The organism is Streptomyces lanatus, from assembly GCF_014655715.1.
Classification (GTDB): Bacteria; Actinomycetota; Actinomycetes; order Streptomycetales; family Streptomycetaceae; genus Streptomyces; species Streptomyces lanatus.
The window spans coordinates 159,446-174,993 of record NZ_BNBM01000003.1; the positions used below are offsets into that span (position 1 = coordinate 159,446).

Here is a 15,548-nt window from a genome sequence, read left to right on the forward strand (position 1 = left end):
CCCCGGCCCCCGCCCCCTCGGCCCTCGATGTCCCCCGCATCAGTCCGCCAGCAGATGCCGGGCGTCGTGCAGGGCCTGCCACTGTCCGCCCTTGCGCCGGGGCACGTCCTGCTCCAGGAACCGCCGCAGCCGGGCGAGGTCCTCCGGGCTGTCCTTCGCCGCCGTGCCCGCCAGGCTCGCCACCACGTCGGCCGCGCTGCCCGCCTCGCCGCGCAGGAACCAGCCCCGCACGCCCACCGCGTGGGCGACGGACACGGCCTCGGCGGTGCTCATCACCGTCGACATCCGCTCGCCCCGCTCGGCCGTGCCGCGCAGCTCACGGAAGGTGCCGACCAGGACTTCGAGGACGTCTCGACGCGGCGCCGCCTCCACCCCCGACTGCCGCAGCAACGCCGTCGCCTCGGCCTCGACCAGCGCCAGCTCGGTGTCGCAGTCGGGGATGGGGAAGACCGTCTCGAAGTTGAAGCGGCGCTTGAGCGCGGCGCTCATCTCGTTGACGCCCCGGTCGCGGGTGTTGGCGGTGGCGATGACGTTGAAGCCCTGGCGGGCGAAGACCAGGCCCTGCGGTCCGTCCAGTTCGGGGATGGTGATGACCCGGTCGGACAGCAGGGACAGCAGACAGTCCTGCACCTCCAGCGGACAGCGGGTGATCTCCTCGAACCGTACGATCCGGCCCTCGGCCATGCCGTTCAGCATGGGCGCGGGGACGAGGGAGCGGGGCGAGGGACCCTCGGACACCAGCAGGGCGTAGTTCCAGGAGTACTTGATCTGGTCCTCGGTGGTGGCCGCGCCGCCCTGCACGGTGAGCGCGGAGCTGCCGCTGACGGCCGCCGCGATCAACTCGGAGAGCAGCGATTTCGCCGTGCCAGGCTCTCCCACGAGCATCAGGCCCCGGTTGGTGGCCAGGGTGACCAGAGCCCGCTCCACCAGCGAGACGTTGCCGACGAACTTACGGCTGATCCCGGCCTGTTCGTCGCCCACGACGAAGCGGCGGGCGGCACGCAGGCTGAGCTGCCAGCCCGGCGGACGCGGGTCGGCGTCGGCGGCGCGCAGGGCGGCGAGTTCCCCGGCGTAGCGGACCTCGGCGGGCGGGCGCTGCAACTGCTCCTCGGTGACGGTCACTTCGCGGTCACCTCGGTCAGGTCGGCCAGGATCTCGGAGGCGATCACCGGGTCGATCCCGGCGAAGCGCAGCGGATAGTTCCGCCTCGGGTAGTGGTCGCCGGGGCTGTCGTCGAGCCAGACGGCCCGGAAGGTCTGGTCGCCGAGCTCGTCGACCATGCCGACGGCGATGCCCGGGTCGAGCTCGATGACGAGGTACTTGCCGCCGTCGATCCGCCGGGAGAACCAGCGCTCCACGCCCGCGTCCTGCGGAGTGCCCCGCTCCCAGCCGCGCTTGGTGAGCCCGAGCAGCTTGCCGACCGGCACGGTCTCGTCCTCGAACCGGGCCAGCCGATGGCTCGCGGCCTCCTCCTCGGTCAGGGCGTGCACGGCCCGGCCGAGCTGCGGGAAGGGCTGGAGGATCTCGTAGTCGGCGAACAGCTCCGACCAGGCGCCGAGGTCGCCGTCCAGACGCAGCGGATGCGCCAGCCGGACGGTGGCGTCCTCGGGCAGCGCCAGCTCGTCGTCCTCGACGTCGGCGAACGTACGGTCCTCCGCCACCCGGAACGCCGTCACCGCACCGTCCGCCTCGCTGAGCCAGACCAGCCGGCGCACCAGGTGCCACAGCAGGGGATGCGCCACGAACAGCTCCTGGAACTCGGCGGCCGTCCAGGAACGCCCGTTCACCATCGCCGCCTCCAGCCGCCGCACCTGGTCGGTGGCGACGGTGCGGACGTCCTTCTTCAGCGCGGCGAACCGCTTGCGCTCGGCCGGTGCCAGCTCCGGGTCGTCCTTGGCGGCGGGCGCGGGCAGCGCCTTGCGGGGCTTGCCGTCGGCGTCACGGACGTACGGGCGGAGCTGCTCGTCGAAGCCGACGGTGAACTTCCGGGTGCCGTAGTCGATGACGGTGCTGCCGTCGGCGTCGAGGCCGAAGTCGGGGACGAGCCGGTCGCCCAACTGCTCGGCGGTGAGCCCCAGGCCCTCGGCGACCTCGGCGATCTTCTCCTGCGCGCGGACCTTCAGGGCCTTGAACGGCACGCGCTGGGCGATGCCGTGCAGATGCAGCAGCGCCACGTCGCTGCCGATCGTCGCGAGGACGTTCAGGCCCTCCACGGCACGGTGGTGAGCCCCCTCGCCGGGCCAGGCGCGCAGCACGGGAGTGAGGCGGCGCACGGTGTCGTCGTCGCCGAGCCAGCCGAGCGCGTGCAGGGCCCAACTCTCCTTCGGGGGCATCCCGGCGAGCCGCCACTGCTCGAACAGGCCCCAGGCGAACGCGGCCAGGGAGTCGGCGGTGCAGTGCTCGGTCAGTACGTCGAGGCCGGGGTAGACCTCGCCGGGCTTGGACAGCGCCAGCAGGGTGATGGCGTGCCGGGCCGCCTCAAGAGGCAGCGCATCGCCCTCCTTCAGCAGGATCTGCGGCAGCAGCACGGCCTCCGCCCACGCACCCACGACCGGCATCCGGGCCGGCAGGGCGCTCTCCAGCGGGTCGGCGGACAGCAGCTCCCCGACGATGTCCACGGCCTCCTGCCCGGCCCCGGCGACGGCCGCCAGCACCGCCTCGCCGCCGTGCGCGTCCGCGACCAGCCGCAGCGCCTTCTCGGCGCCCCGCCGCACGACTCCGGTCCTGCCCACCGCGTGCGGGACGAGCACCGGAACGGCGGCCACACCATGCCTCGACACCCACGCGCGTGCCGTCGCGTCGGCCGACTTCAGCCGGGCCAGCCAGTCGCACACCAGCCCCGCCACCTCGACGTCCGGATACGGCAGGAGCAGCGTCCCCAGGGTGGCGGGATGCCGGGCGGCGGCGTGCAGCAGCAACGGCAGGGCGTGCACCTCGTGCTTGGCCGCGACGGGCTTGAGTGTGGCCTCGCCGTCCCAGTAGTCCTCCGGGGCGCAGGTGGCCAGCAGCGGTCGTACGACGTCCTCAGGGCCGTCGACGAACAGCAGGGCGTCGCGGACGTCCCGCAACTGGCCGCCCTGCTGGAGGAGTTCGATCTCCTTGCCCCAGGTGTACTCGTCGCGCCACTTGGCGTACCAGGACTGGACACCGGCCCACTGCTCCCGCTCACCCGGCAACCAGGCGACCCGCGGCTCGGGCGCCACCGGCGTCACAGCCGCCACGCGCGCCTTGCGGGCCGTGCGCTTCCTCGTCCACGGCGGGCTGACCAGCAGCGCGGGCAGCGCCGTCACCGGGGCCTCGGTGACCCGGTCGGGGCGGGTCAGCTGCGCTTCGACGAGGGCCGCGATGTCCGCGGGGAGGCCGGGCAGCGCGGTGGCCGTCAGCTCCTGGTGCGCCTGGACATGCGTGGCGAGCAACTGCTGTGCCATGGAGGCGTACTTGGCGGAGCCGAGCGCCGCCTTGCCGAGGAGGCGCAGGGCACGGACCGGGTAACGCCGGATCGCCTCCAGCAGACTCGGGCGGACATGCTTGTCCTCGACACGGGCGAGCAGGATCCCGAAGGCGTCGTCCGTGGGCAGCTCGACGAGCGCACCGGCGATGCTCTTGGTCCGATCGGAGCCGTACGCCTCCTCCAACGCCCGCTCCAGCAGCGGTGCGAACGCCGCGCCGGTGCCCTCGGCGAGGGTGGCGATGAGAGCCATCGACCAGCTGCCCCAGTTCAGGTGCAGTTTGTCGCCGAAGTGCGCGAGCTGGTCGGGGGAGTGGAGCGAGCACAGCAGCATCGCCTGGAGGACCGGGTCGTCGGTGACCTCGCCGGTGCAGCACTCGTCGACCCAGTCCCGCTCGCCGGGCATCAGATAGGAGACGACGATGCGGTGCCGCTCGGTGTCCCGGCACCGGTCGAGGACGGTGACAGCCTCGCGGTACGACTCCTCGTCGGCGACGGTGAGCAACGCCCGCATCCGGTCGGCGAACTGGGGGCGTGCCCAGCGGGCGTCAACCAGGCCGACGGGGTGCCGGAAGCAGAGCCTCGGTTCCTGCCGCTGGCCGCCGTATTGCAGCCAGTAGCCCTCGATGTCGAAGTACTCCATGACCGCCCGCGCCGCGAACGCCAGGCCGTGGGTCTTCACCCAGGCGTCCACGAAGACCCCTTCGGGCAGCTGGTAGTGCATGGTCACCGTGGCAAGGGCGGCGGCTCCGAGCGGGCTGGGGCTGCCGTTCAGATGCGCGCGGGTGGCCTCGACGATCTGCGGATCGCTCTTCGGCGCGGACAGCATCTGCTCGACCCAGTCCGCCTCCTCCTTCAACCGGCCCGCCACCAGCTCCTCGGCGTCCGCACGCGGCCCGCTGACGCTTCGACGGATCCCGCCCCGGCGGGGGTAGGCCAACCGCCGCCAGGCGGCCGGGACTTCGAAGGCGTCCTCGTCGGGGAGTTCGACGGCGTCCGCGTCGGACACGACGGACTCGGCTGACGCGCCCCCCACCACCTCTACCTCCACCTCGGCCTCGCCCGCGACCTCCCGATACCCCTTGCGTTCCTTCTCCGCGATCACCTTCGCCAGGTGGGCCTCGGCGGCCTCGGCCGAGGCCAGCTCCTTCACCTGGGTCCGCCCCTCCGCCCCGACCCGTCCGTAGCGCACGGTGACGGCGGTCCCCTCGGCCTCCGCCTCCCAGAACTTGGCCGACCCGTCCCCGACAAACTCCCAGCGCCGCACAGCCCCACCCCTCGCCCGGCCCCCCGGCCAGTCATCGCTCGATCAACTTGGCCGCAACAGTAGAGCCACCCACTGACAACGCCCCCACCGCCGCCCGCTCCACCGTCACTGTCAGTGGCGGATGCCATGATCGGGGCACGGGCAAAACAGAGGGGGAGAAGTGATGGAACCGATCGAGTCGCGCCATGAACCCGAGGCGTGTCTGCGGCTGTTCGAGGAGCTGGTGGCGCGGACCGAGGAAGACGGCTGGGCGGATCTCACCCGCGGACTCGACGCGCTGGAGCACTGCACCGGCCCGCGGCCAGACGTGTCCGCCCCCGCCGCCGCCCTCGTCGAACTGTCGCTGGCCAGAGACACCGTGCGCCAGCCGTACGCGCTGCTCGGGGTCGCGCGGCTCGCGGGCGAGAAGTCGCTGCGCGCGGTCGTGGAGCGCCTCACCCGGGACGTCGGACCCATCGTCGCCGACGAGTTCGCCGTCATCGCCGCGCTCGCCCCCGCCGAACAGGCCCTGCTGTCCCGCATCGACCGGCAGCACCGGTTCAGTGAGCCGCTGCCTGCGGACATCTGGCAGAGGTCTGCCGACAGCCCCGCGTACGTCGCCTTCGCCCGCCGTGCCCTGGAAGCCGCGGCCGACCGCACCGACGCGATCCGGGCTGACGAGATCCCGTACCGGGCGGACAAGGCGTTCACCGACCGGGAGGTCATCTCGCTCGGGCAGGCGGCCCGCGTGGCGCTGCTGCGTGACGAGCCGTGGCTGCCCGCGCTGTTCGACCGACTGCTGCCCGGCGTCACCCTCGCCCCGACGCCGGCCAGAACGGTGCCGTCACAGGCCCTGCTGTACGAAATCGCGCGCGCCGCCCTGGATTTCCCCACCCCCGAGCTGGTGACCGCACTGCGCACCGTCCGCAAGACGGTCCGGCACGCCGGGGTGCCCAAGCAGCTCGACAAGATGCTCAAGAAGATCGACGCGGCCCTGGCCGAACGCACCGACGTGGCGCTACGGCTGCCGAGGCTGGACTTCGGCGACGACGGCGTCCTGCGCCGCACGGCCGGCGACTACACGGCCGTCGTCACGGTCACCGACACCGCCACCCTGACCTGGGAGAAGGACGGCCGCCCCCTGCGCAGCACCCCGGCGCCGGTCCGCCGTGACCACCCGGCCCTCCTCAAGGAGCTGCGCGAGCTGGTGAAGCGGGTGGATGCCCAACTGGTCACGCTGGCCCGCGCGTTGGAGGGCGGGTTCACCGTCGACACGGCCCATCCGTACGCCTGGTGGCGCGCCGAGCTCGTCGAGCACCCGCTCGCGCGGACGGTCGTACGCAGGCTGATCTGGGAGGTCGAGGTCGAGCCCGGTCGGTGGCAGGCCGTGCTGCCCGAGGCCGGGGAGTTCCCCGATGCGCCGGACGACGACGCCTCCGTACGGCTCTGGCATCCGATCCGCTCCACGCCGGACGAGGTGCGGGCCTGGCGGGACCTGCTCGTGGAGCGGAGCATCCGGCAGCCGTTCAAGCAGGCGTTCCGCGAGATCTACCTCCTCACCCCGGCCGAGGAGGAGACCCGCGTCTACTCCAACCGCTTCGCCGCGCATCTCGTCCACTACCGCCGCCTGTTCGCGTTGTTCCGCGCGCGTGGCTGGCGCAGCCGTCTGCTGGGCCCCTGGGACGACGGGGACGGCGATGGGGCCGAGCGCCGCCTGGGGGCGGGGGAGTGGCAGGTGGTGTTCTTCCACACCTGGTACGACTGGGCCGACGGCGACGAGCTGGCCTCCACCGACCAGGTCCGCTTCCTGCGCCGTAGCGAGGGCACCTGGCGTGAGGCGCCGCTCGCCGATGTACCCCCGCTGGTGTTCAGCGAGGCCATGCGCGACGTGGACCTGTTCGTCGGGGTGACCTCCATCGCCGCGGACCCCGACTGGACGGACGCCGGTCCCGAGCGCAGCTACTGGGAAAGGGCCCGGTTCGCCGAGCTGACCGAGAGCGCCGAGGCCCGCGTGGATGTCCTGGAGCGGATCCTGCCCCGGCTGAAGATCGCCGACCGCTGCACGCTCGACGGCCGCTTCCTGGTCGTACGGGGCGAGTTGCGCACCTACCGGATCCATCTCGGTTCGGCCAACATCCTGATGGAGCCCGACGACAGCTACCTGTGCATCGTCCGGACGGACCGCAAGGGCAGCGGCAAGGTGTTCCTGCCGTTCGAGGACGACCGGCTCTCACTGATCCTCAGCAAGGCGTTCCTGCTGGCCGCCGACACCGAGATCACCGACGAGTCGATCCTCGCCCAGATCAGGAGAGGCCTCTGACGGGCGGATGGGCGGGCGGATGGGCGGACGGGCAGGCCGCGAACCGGCCAGGTCCGGGGTCCGTCCCAGGGTGGGAGGATGCGGGGACGCGATGAGAGGGGCGGAAGGGGGGCGCGATGGGCCGGAGCGAGCGGGAGGCGGTGGCCAGGGGCAAGCGGTTGTACGAGGCGGCGCAGGCGGTGGTCGACGATCACACGCGGGCCGTCGAGGCCGTACGCACCGCACTGGAACCGATCCACGACGACCTGGCCCGGCACGAACTGGACGCCATCCCGGTGACCCGCCTCAAGGACCTCACTGAAGGAAGGCTGCGCCTCGGTGAGGTGGAGAAGGGCGGCTTCCGTACGGTCGGACAGGTCCTGGACGCCGGACCGTACCGACTGCGCCAACTGCCCGGGGTCGGACAGCAGACGGCCGACCAGACCGTGGCCGCCGCCCGGCGGATCGCCGACGCCGTACGCGAGACCGTCGCCGTGCACATCGACGTGGACCAGCCCGAGCCCCGCACCACCGCCCTGGTCGTCGCGCTCAACGTCCTGGTGGAGGCGGGCCCCGAGGCACGCCGGGCCGTGGACGCGGCAAGCACCCTGACGAAGCGCCTGGGCCCACAGCTGACCGAGGCGGCGCCGACGTCCGGCAGGCTGCGGATGCTGCTCGCGCGGAGGGACAGGAGGGAACGGGCCCTGACCGCCCTGGCCGAGGTCCGCACCCTCACCGACCAGGCCGAGCAGGACGGACTGCACCGACTCCTCGCCCAGGCCTCGGTCGACCTCCTCCGCCGCCCGGACTCCGACGTGGCCGCCCTCGTCGACTTCGAGCTGCGCTCCGCCGAGTACTACGGCCTGCTCGCCGAGCTCTCGGGCCGCGCACCAGACCCGGCGGCGGCCGAGGGATTCCTCCCCGACGAGGTGGCCGAACGGGTCCGCACCCAGCCCCTCGACGACACCCACCGCCGCGTCTCCCTCCGCGGCTACCAGGCCTTCGGCACCCGTTTCGCGCTCGCCCAGCGCCGGGTGATCCTCGGCGACGAGATGGGCCTCGGCAAGACGATCCAGGCGATCGCCGCGCTCGCCCATCTGTCCGCCGGGGGCGAGACCCACTTCCTGGTGGTCTGCCCGGCCAGCGTGCTCATCAACTGGACCCGGGAGATCGAGAAGCGCAGCGCGTTGCGCGTGACACCGCTGCACGGCCCCGACCGGCAGGAGGGGTTCGCCGACTGGAAGGGCCGGGGCGGCGTAGGCGTCACCACCTTCGACGCGCTACGGGGCTTCCCGACCCCCGATGGTGATGTCGACCTGGGCATGCTCGTCATCGACGAGGCGCACTTCGTGAAGAACCCGCAGACCCGCCGCGCCATGGCCGTCTCGGAGTGGGCGGAGCACTGCGAGCGCGTGCTGTTCCTGACCGGTACGCCGATGGAGAACCGGGTCGAGGAGTTCCGCAGCCTGGTGCGCATACTCCGGCCCGAACTGGCCGGCACCGTCGACGACCACGACGGCGTGGCGGGCTCCAAGGCCTTCCGCAAGGCGGTCGCCCCGGTCTACCTCCGCCGCAACCAGCAGGACGTCCTCACCGAACTTCCCGCGCTCCAGCACACCGACGAGTGGGAGGAGCCCAGCCCGCAGGACGAGGAGGCCTACCGCGAGGCCGTGGCAGCGGGCAACTTCATGGCCATGCGCCGGGCGGCATACGCCCGTCCCCAGCAGTCGGCGAAGCTGGACCGGCTGCGCGAGATCGCCACGGAGGCCGCCGAGAACGGACTCAAGGTCGTCGTCTTCTCCGCCTTCCGCGACGTACTGCGCGTGGTGAGCGAGGCGCTGGCGGACCGCGGTCCCGTCTTCGGCCCGATCTCCGGCAGCGTGCCGCCCGCCCGCCGACAGCGACTCGTGGACGACTTCGCCGCCGCCCCCGCCCACGCGGTGCTGCTCGCGCAGATCGAGGCGGGAGGGGTGGGCCTCAACATGCAGGCCGCGTCCGTCGTCATCCTCTGCGAGCCCCAGCTCAAGCCCACCGTCGAACACCAGGCGGTCGCCCGCGCCCACCGCATGGGCCAGGTCCGCACGGTCCAGGTGCACCGCCTGCTCTGCACGGGTGGTGTGGACGACCGACTGGTACGGCTCCTGGAGAACAAGTCCCGCCTGTTCGACGCCTACGCCCGCCGCAGCGCGGTCGCCGAGTCGACGCCGGACGCGGTGGACATCTCGGACCTCAGCCTGGCCCGCCTGATCGTGGAGGAAGAGCAGGCACGGTTGGGCACGGCGGCGGCGCGGGGGCCTGCGGCGCTGGAGCCGACGGAGTGAGGTGGGGCCGGGGCCGTCACGCCCGCCCCGTCGCCCGGCGGCACGCCTCCGCGTAGGCCCGTACGAGAAGGCGCCGTCCGTCCTCCCGCCGCCACGCGAGGGCATACCGGCTGGGCGACACCCCTCGCACCGGACGTGTCACCACCCCACCCAGGCTGATCAGCGGAGCGTTCCCCGTGGCCACCAGGCAGATGCCGAGACCCGCGACCAGCGCCTCGTACGTCTCCTCCGTGCTCGCGATCTCGGCCCCGATGCGCGGTGGGCGCCCGCCGCGTTCCTCCAGGGCGAGCCAGTAGTCACGCAGCGGCCCCGCGGCGGCGGGAAGGGCGAGGAACGGCTCGTCGAGGAGGTCCGTGAAGTCGACTTCGGTACGGGCTGCCAGCGGATGGGTCTCCGGCAGGGCGACCAGGCGGGGCTCCTCCGCGACCACCGTCCAGCCGTAGCGCTCGGCGTCCGGCAGCGGCAGCCAGACGAAGGCCACGTCGGCGTCACCGTCCGCGAGGCCCGCCGTGGGATCCTCCCAGCTCACCTGGCGCAGCCGCAGCACCGTGTCCGGATGCGCGGCCGTGAAGCGGGAACGGATCGCCGGCAGCAGCCCACCACGCCCCGGACTGGTGCTCATCCCCACCACCAGCGTGCCGCGCACCGCAGCCCGCGCCGCCTCCAGCGCCGCCGCCCCCTCCGACCAGGCGTCCAGCACCCGCCGTGCGTGCGGCAGCAGCGCCCCGCCCGCCTCGGTGAGCGCCACGCCCTGCGGATCCCGCCGGAACAGCTCCACACCGAGCTGCCGCTCCAGCGCCCGTACCTGCTTGCTGAGCGCGGGCTGGGAGACGTACAGCCGTTCGGCGGCACGAGTGAAGTGCAGTTCCTCGGCCACGGCCACGAAATAGCGCAGGTCCCGTACATGAACGTCCATCGCCATAACCATCGGTTATCAGGATGGGTCTTGGGCGGGCAACCCGGCGCGGCGGCATGCTGGAGACATGACCAAGGTATGGCTGATCACAGGGGCGAGCAGCGGTTTCGGGCGGGCCATCGCGGAGGCGGTGCTCGCCGAGGGTGATGTGGTGGTGGGTGCGGTACGGCGTCCCGAGGCGCTGGACGACCTCGTGGCCGCACACCCCGACCAGACGGAGGCGCTACGTCTGGACGTGGCCGAGACGGGTGCCGCCGAGGCCGCCGTACGGGACGTCATCGCCCGGCACGGACGCGTCGACGTCCTCGTCAACAACGCGGGGCGCACCCACGTGGGCGCGTTCGAGGAGACCACCGAGCGGGAGCTGCGCGAACTGTTCGAGGTGCATGTCTTCGGGCCCGTCGCCCTCACCCGCGCGGTGCTGCCGCACATGCGCGAGCGCAAGTCCGGGGCGATCGTGCAGATGAGCAGCATGGGCGGGCAGATGTCCTTCGCGGGCTTCTCGGCGTACAGCGGAACCAAGTTCGCATTGGAGGGCCTCTCCGAGGGGCTCGCGGACGAGGCCGCCGAGTTCGGCATCAAGGTGCTGATCGTGGAGCCCGGGTCCTTCCGTACGTCGCTGTTCGAGACGGGGCGGAAGGGGGACAGCGCGGACAGCGGGCTGTACGCCAAGGTGAGCGAGACGCGTGGTGCCGTCTCGGGCGGCGACGGCAAGCAGCCCGGCGACCCGGCGAAGGCGGCGGCGCTGATTCTGGCCGCGCTGAAGTCCGAGAAGACCCCGCTGAGGCTGCCGTTGGGCGACGACGGGGTCGATGCGGTGCTCGGTCACCTGGAGCAGGTGCGGGGGGATGTCGCCGGGTGGGAGGAGCGGGCGCGGGCGACGGCCTTTACCTCGCGGCAGTGAACGCCGCCCAGGCGGAGGGGGTTACCTGGAGAGTGGGGCCGTCTACCGGGGTGCTCTTGGAGTCGCGGATGTGGATGGTGCGGGAGGTGAGGGCGACCTCGACGCACTGGCCGCCCTCGCTGCCGCTGTAGCTCGACTTGAACCACTTAAGTGCGGTGCTCATTTATCTCCTACAAGACGATCCAGCAGGCTCTTGGACTCCTGGGGAGACAGGGCCTGTGACCGCAGCATCGCATACTTGCGCGCCAGGATGGACACCTCATCCGGGTCAGAAACCCACTGGCTGCCGCGCTGGCCTTCGGTGTAGGCCAGTTGCTGGTGATCGGGTGTCTCCAGGAGGGTGAATGGGCCGTCCACACCAGCGTGCGCGGACGTGCGTGTCGGTAGGAACTGCAAGGACAAGCCTGGGAGTTCAGCGCATTCACGCAGCCGACGTAGCTGGTCGCGACGTACCCTGTCGCCGCCGATCTCAAGATGCAGCACCGGCTCCCACACGATGAAGCTCATCGTCGGCGGGCACTTGCGCTGCAAGATCTCCTGCCGCTCCACGCGGGCGGTGACCTTGGTCGCGATCTCGTCCTCGTCATACGCCGGTACCCGCTCCCGCATCACCGCGCGGGTGTACGGCTCGGTCTGGAGCAGGCCGGGGACGACGAGGGCGTCGTACCAGGACAGCGCGATGGCCTCGCGCTCGTGCACCATGTACTGCTCGGCGTACAGCGGGAACTGATCGATCTCCGGGAAGTTCTCGACCCCGGCCGCCAACGTCCCCTTCGTGTCCAGAATCCGGTCCACCGCCTCCGCCATGTCCAGCAGCAACGTTCGCCGTCCCTGTTCGATCGACGCGATGGTCTCCTCGTCCACGAGGACCTCGGCGGCGAGCGCGCGCTGTGTGAGCCCCGCTGCCTTCCGCGCTGTCTGCATCTGCGCGCCCAGCATCCGCATGGACGAGACGTTCTTCTTCCGCGGCTTCTTGGAGTTCATGCCCGGCTAACTCCCCACACGTGCTCACGCCGACCCGGTGCGGACCCGTACAAATCCGGTGTACGGGCTCGCTCACTGATCAACGCTAGTGACTGTGCGCAACATTCGCCCTGTGAACGCAACAAACGAACTCCCCCTCCAACGCGACCAGTTCTACGCCCGCCACCGCCGCTCCATCCCCGCCGCCCGCAACCTCACAGCCTGGGCCCTCACCTACTGGGGCCTCCCCGACTGGCCCCGAACCGACGATCTCCTCCTCTGCGTGAGCGAGTTGGCCACCAACGCCCTCCTCCACGGCGTCCCACCCGGCCGCGGCTTCCTCCTCCGCGTCCGCTACGACGGCGACGTCATCCGCGTCGAGGTCCACGACAGCGGCGCCGGCGTCCCCCGTACCCCCGACGAACCCGACGAGGGCGGTCGCGGTCTGCTGCTGGTCGGCGCCCTGGCCGACAAGTGGGGCGTGGGGGAGCGCAGTCCCGGCAAAGTCGTGTGGGCGGAGTTCGCCGTGCACGACCCTTGTGGAATTCCTGTGGAACCCTCAATCTTTCCGCTGGCGCACAGTATTGGCCAGGAAATTGACAGGTTCATGTTCAACTAACGCACGCGCACCACCAATCGAGGAGGACCCCTCAGATGACAGTGATGCGTAACTCCCGGCGAAGACTCGTCGTCCTCGGCGCCACCCTCGCCGTCGCGCTCATCCCCGCGCTCCCCGCCACCGCAACGGCCGCACCCCAGGGTCACATCCAGTACGAGGGCGCGGCTGGCGCCGTCGCCGACAGCTACATCGTGACCCTCAAGGCCGACCACGCCCGTTCGGGCTCCAAGGCGGGGCGTGACCTCGTCGAGCGATACGGCGCCGACGTCGAGCGGACGTACAGGAAGGCCCTGAACGGCTACGCGATCGACGCCTCCGCCGCCGAGGCCAAGAGGCTCGCCGCCGACCCGGCCGTAGCCTCCGTCGTCCAGAACCGCACCTTCACCATCAGCGGCACCCAGACGAACCCGCCCTCCTGGGGCCTGGACCGCATCGACCAGAAGAACCTCCCGCTCAACAGCTCGTACACCTACCCGGATTCGGCCGGGCAGGGCGTGACCGCGTACGTCATCGACACCGGCGTCCGCATCACCCACAGCGACTTCGGCGGCCGTGCCTCCTACGGCTACGACGCCATCGACAACGACAACACCGCCCAGGACGGCAACGGCCACGGCACCCACGTCGCCGGCACGGTCGCGGGCAACGCCTACGGTGTCGCCAAGAAGGCCAAGGTCGTCGGCGTCCGCGTGCTGAACAACTCCGGTTCCGGTACGACCGCCCAGGTCGTCGCCGGTATCGACTGGGTCGCCCAGAACGCGGTCAAGCCCGCCGTCGCCAACATGTCCCTCGGCGGCGGCGCCGACACCGCCCTCGACACGGCCGTACGCAACGCCATCGCCTCCGGCGTCACCTTCGCCGTAGCGGCCGGGAACGAGTCGACCAACGCCTCCACCAGGTCGCCCGCCCGCGTCACCGAGGCCATCACGGTCGGCGCGACGACGTCGACCGACGCGAAGGCCAGCTACTCCAACTACGGCTCGGTGCTCGACCTCTTCGCACCTGGCTCATCCATCACCTCGGCCTGGAACTCCGGCGACTCCGCGACCAACACCATCTCCGGTACGTCGATGGCGACCCCGCATGTCGCGGGCGCGGCGGCGCTCTACCTCGCCGACCACCCGACCTCCACCCCGGCCCAGGTCTCCTCGGCCCTGACATCCGCCGCCACGACCGGCGTCGTCACCAGCCCGGGCTCCGGCTCACCCAACCGGCTTCTGTACGTCGGCGGCGGTACGACCACTCCGCCCGGCCCGCGCTTCGACAACACCGGTGACTACGCCATCGCCGACAACTCCACGGTCGAGTCCCCGGTGACGGTCTCCGGCGTCTCCGGCAACGCGCCCTCGGCCCTGGCCGTCGAGGTCCACATCGTCCACACATACATCGGCGACCTCCAGGTCCAGCTGATCGCCCCGGACGGCACGGCGTACACGCTGAAGTCGTACGGGACGGGCGGCAGTTCGGACAACATCGACACGACGTACTCCGTGAATGCCTCGTCGGAGGCGGCCAACGGGGTGTGGAAGCTGCGCGTGAGCGACAACGCGAACCTCGACACCGGGCGGATCGACGCCTGGGCGCTTCAGTTCTGACCGCCGCTCAGTAGTCCCCCTCGTCCTCGCGGTACGGCTCCGGGTCCGTCACCCAGCCCGCCGCGAGGACGAGCCGTGTGTGGCGGTGTACGGCCAGGAAGCCGAAGGGGCGGTCGAAGGTCGCCTCGATGGTCGTGTTCTGCCAGCGGAGCTGAGGGATACCCGCCCCGACCATGCCGAACGCCGTCACCGCCGCCGCCTCGAAACCCCGCGCGCCGAAGCGGGCCATGGCCGACTGCCGGGCCCCCTCCACGTACAGAGGGAAGTCGCTCACCCCTGGAAAGTGGCCCGGCAACTGATTGCGCCTCGCGGTCGTCAGGCCGAACACCTCGTGGTGGTCCAGGAGATCGTGGCTCGCCCGCACCTCGTACGCCAACGTCATGACGTCCAGCGTCGGCGGCCGGGGCCGCGCCGCGCGCTCCTTCACGACACGCAACCCGGGGCCCACCTCGCCGTACGGGAGTCGAGGACCGGAGGCGACCGGATGCCCGGCCAGGACGTCCACCCCCGCCCCCAACACCTGCCCCGGCGTCATCCCCTCCTCGCCCAGCAGCAGATGGACGTCGATGGCGTTGTCGCCGAGCACCTTCAGTTCGGTGACGTGCCCGGCGGAGGTGTCCGCGACGCCGACCCGGTCCAGCAGCGCGCTCCTGCGGGACAGGCCCAGCAGCTCCTGCCCGCGCCAGGGGCCGTTCTCCGGCATCCACAGCCGCTCCACGAAGGGCCGCAGCCAGTTCGTCCGCAGCGCCAGCGCACTCGCCAGCACCAACTCGGTGTCGGCCGTCAGCGGGACGGGCATCTCCTCGATGAGCCCGCCCGTACGCTTCGCCGCCCACGCGTCCAGCGTCCCCTTGTCGGCCACCGGATCCCCGGTCAGCACCCCGTGCGCTGACGTGGGCAGTCCCGCCGTCCACTCGTCCCGCAGCTCCAGAGTCCGCTTGGTCCAGAGCCCGAGTGCCACGTCCAGGCCCGGCATCGACCCCATCGCTCGCAGCAACTCCCGTGCCGCGAAAGCCGATTCATCCGCCGCGATCCCCACCGCGTCGGCCAGTTCCACCCGTGCCGTACCGCCCGCGCCGTCCGCCAGGAAGGCGAGCAGTGGCCAGGCGCCGGTCGCCGAGAAGACCGTGCCGTCACTGGTCTCGTCGGCCCAGCGTGCGGTCAGCCGGTTCGCTGCCCGGATCGTCGCATTCGTAACCGACATGACAATCCCCCTCACCGCACGCTTACCATGCGC

The 15,548-nt window shown here is 71.5% G+C and carries 11 protein-coding genes; 5 read left to right on the forward strand and 6 right to left on the reverse strand.

Translation table 11 applies throughout. The features are described from left to right. Nucleotides 1–39 precede the first annotated feature (39 nt). Complete coding sequence (locus IE325_RS09735) at nucleotides 40–1,122, reverse strand: ATP-binding protein (RefSeq protein ID WP_190069383.1); 1,083 nt, start codon at nucleotides 1,120–1,122, stop codon at nucleotides 40–42. After that, nucleotides 1,119–4,715 (reverse strand): DUF4132 domain-containing protein, encoded by a 3,597-nt coding sequence (locus tag IE325_RS09740; RefSeq protein WP_190069384.1) that lies wholly within the window; start codon nucleotides 4,713–4,715, stop codon nucleotides 1,119–1,121. The genes IE325_RS09735 and IE325_RS09740 overlap by 4 nt, the downstream gene beginning before the upstream one ends. Nucleotides 4,716–4,878: 163 nt before the next feature. Between IE325_RS09740 and IE325_RS09745 the strand changes: the two genes are divergently transcribed. Together IE325_RS09745 and IE325_RS09750 are read left to right on the forward strand one after the other, a co-directional pair. Further along, the gene (locus tag IE325_RS09745; protein WP_190069385.1) at nucleotides 4,879–7,014 is read left to right on the forward strand and encodes a DUF4132 domain-containing protein; all 2,136 of its coding nucleotides are present in this window, start codon (nucleotides 4,879–4,881) and stop codon (nucleotides 7,012–7,014) included. A gap of 116 nt (nucleotides 7,015–7,130) precedes the next feature. Continuing rightward, nucleotides 7,131–9,314: a DEAD/DEAH box helicase gene (locus IE325_RS09750; RefSeq protein ID WP_190069386.1), complete on the forward strand. Its 2,184-nt coding sequence runs from the start codon at nucleotides 7,131–7,133 to the stop codon at nucleotides 9,312–9,314. A gap of 16 nt (nucleotides 9,315–9,330) precedes the next feature. Here IE325_RS09750 and IE325_RS09755 read toward each other — a convergent pair whose 3' ends face one another. Continuing rightward, a complete protein-coding gene (locus IE325_RS09755; protein WP_229911737.1) occupies nucleotides 9,331–10,236 on the reverse strand; it encodes a LysR family transcriptional regulator in 906 nt (301 codons plus the stop codon). 61 nt (nucleotides 10,237–10,297) lie between these two features. Between IE325_RS09755 and IE325_RS09760 the strand changes: the two genes are divergently transcribed. After that, nucleotides 10,298–11,134 (forward strand): oxidoreductase, encoded by an 837-nt coding sequence (locus tag IE325_RS09760; RefSeq protein ID WP_190069388.1) that lies wholly within the window; start codon nucleotides 10,298–10,300, stop codon nucleotides 11,132–11,134. On the opposite strand, the gene IE325_RS09765 is transcribed toward IE325_RS09760, so the two are convergent. Both IE325_RS09765 and IE325_RS09770 read right to left on the reverse strand, forming a co-directional pair. Continuing rightward, nucleotides 11,118–11,297: a DUF397 domain-containing protein gene (locus tag IE325_RS09765; RefSeq protein ID WP_190069389.1), complete on the reverse strand. Its 180-nt coding sequence runs from the start codon at nucleotides 11,295–11,297 to the stop codon at nucleotides 11,118–11,120. The two genes, IE325_RS09760 and IE325_RS09765, sit on opposite strands and share 17 nt — an antisense overlap. Further along, the gene (locus IE325_RS09770) at nucleotides 11,294–12,079 is read right to left on the reverse strand and encodes a helix-turn-helix domain-containing protein (RefSeq protein WP_373315135.1); all 786 of its coding nucleotides are present in this window, start codon (nucleotides 12,077–12,079) and stop codon (nucleotides 11,294–11,296) included. The genes IE325_RS09765 and IE325_RS09770 overlap by 4 nt, the downstream gene beginning before the upstream one ends. A gap of 151 nt (nucleotides 12,080–12,230) precedes the next feature. Between IE325_RS09770 and IE325_RS09775 the strand changes: the two genes are divergently transcribed. Continuing rightward, entirely contained in the window at nucleotides 12,231–12,716 is a 486-nt protein-coding gene (locus IE325_RS09775; protein ID WP_190069391.1) for an ATP-binding protein, read from the forward strand. Between the two features lie 35 nt (nucleotides 12,717–12,751). After that, entirely contained in the window at nucleotides 12,752–14,311 is a 1,560-nt protein-coding gene (locus tag IE325_RS09780) for a S8 family peptidase (RefSeq protein WP_190069392.1), read from the forward strand. A gap of 7 nt (nucleotides 14,312–14,318) precedes the next feature. Here IE325_RS09780 and IE325_RS09785 read toward each other — a convergent pair whose 3' ends face one another. Beyond that, complete coding sequence (locus IE325_RS09785; protein ID WP_190069393.1) at nucleotides 14,319–15,515, reverse strand: serpin family protein; 1,197 nt, start codon at nucleotides 15,513–15,515, stop codon at nucleotides 14,319–14,321. Between the last annotated feature and the right edge of the window lie 33 nt (nucleotides 15,516–15,548).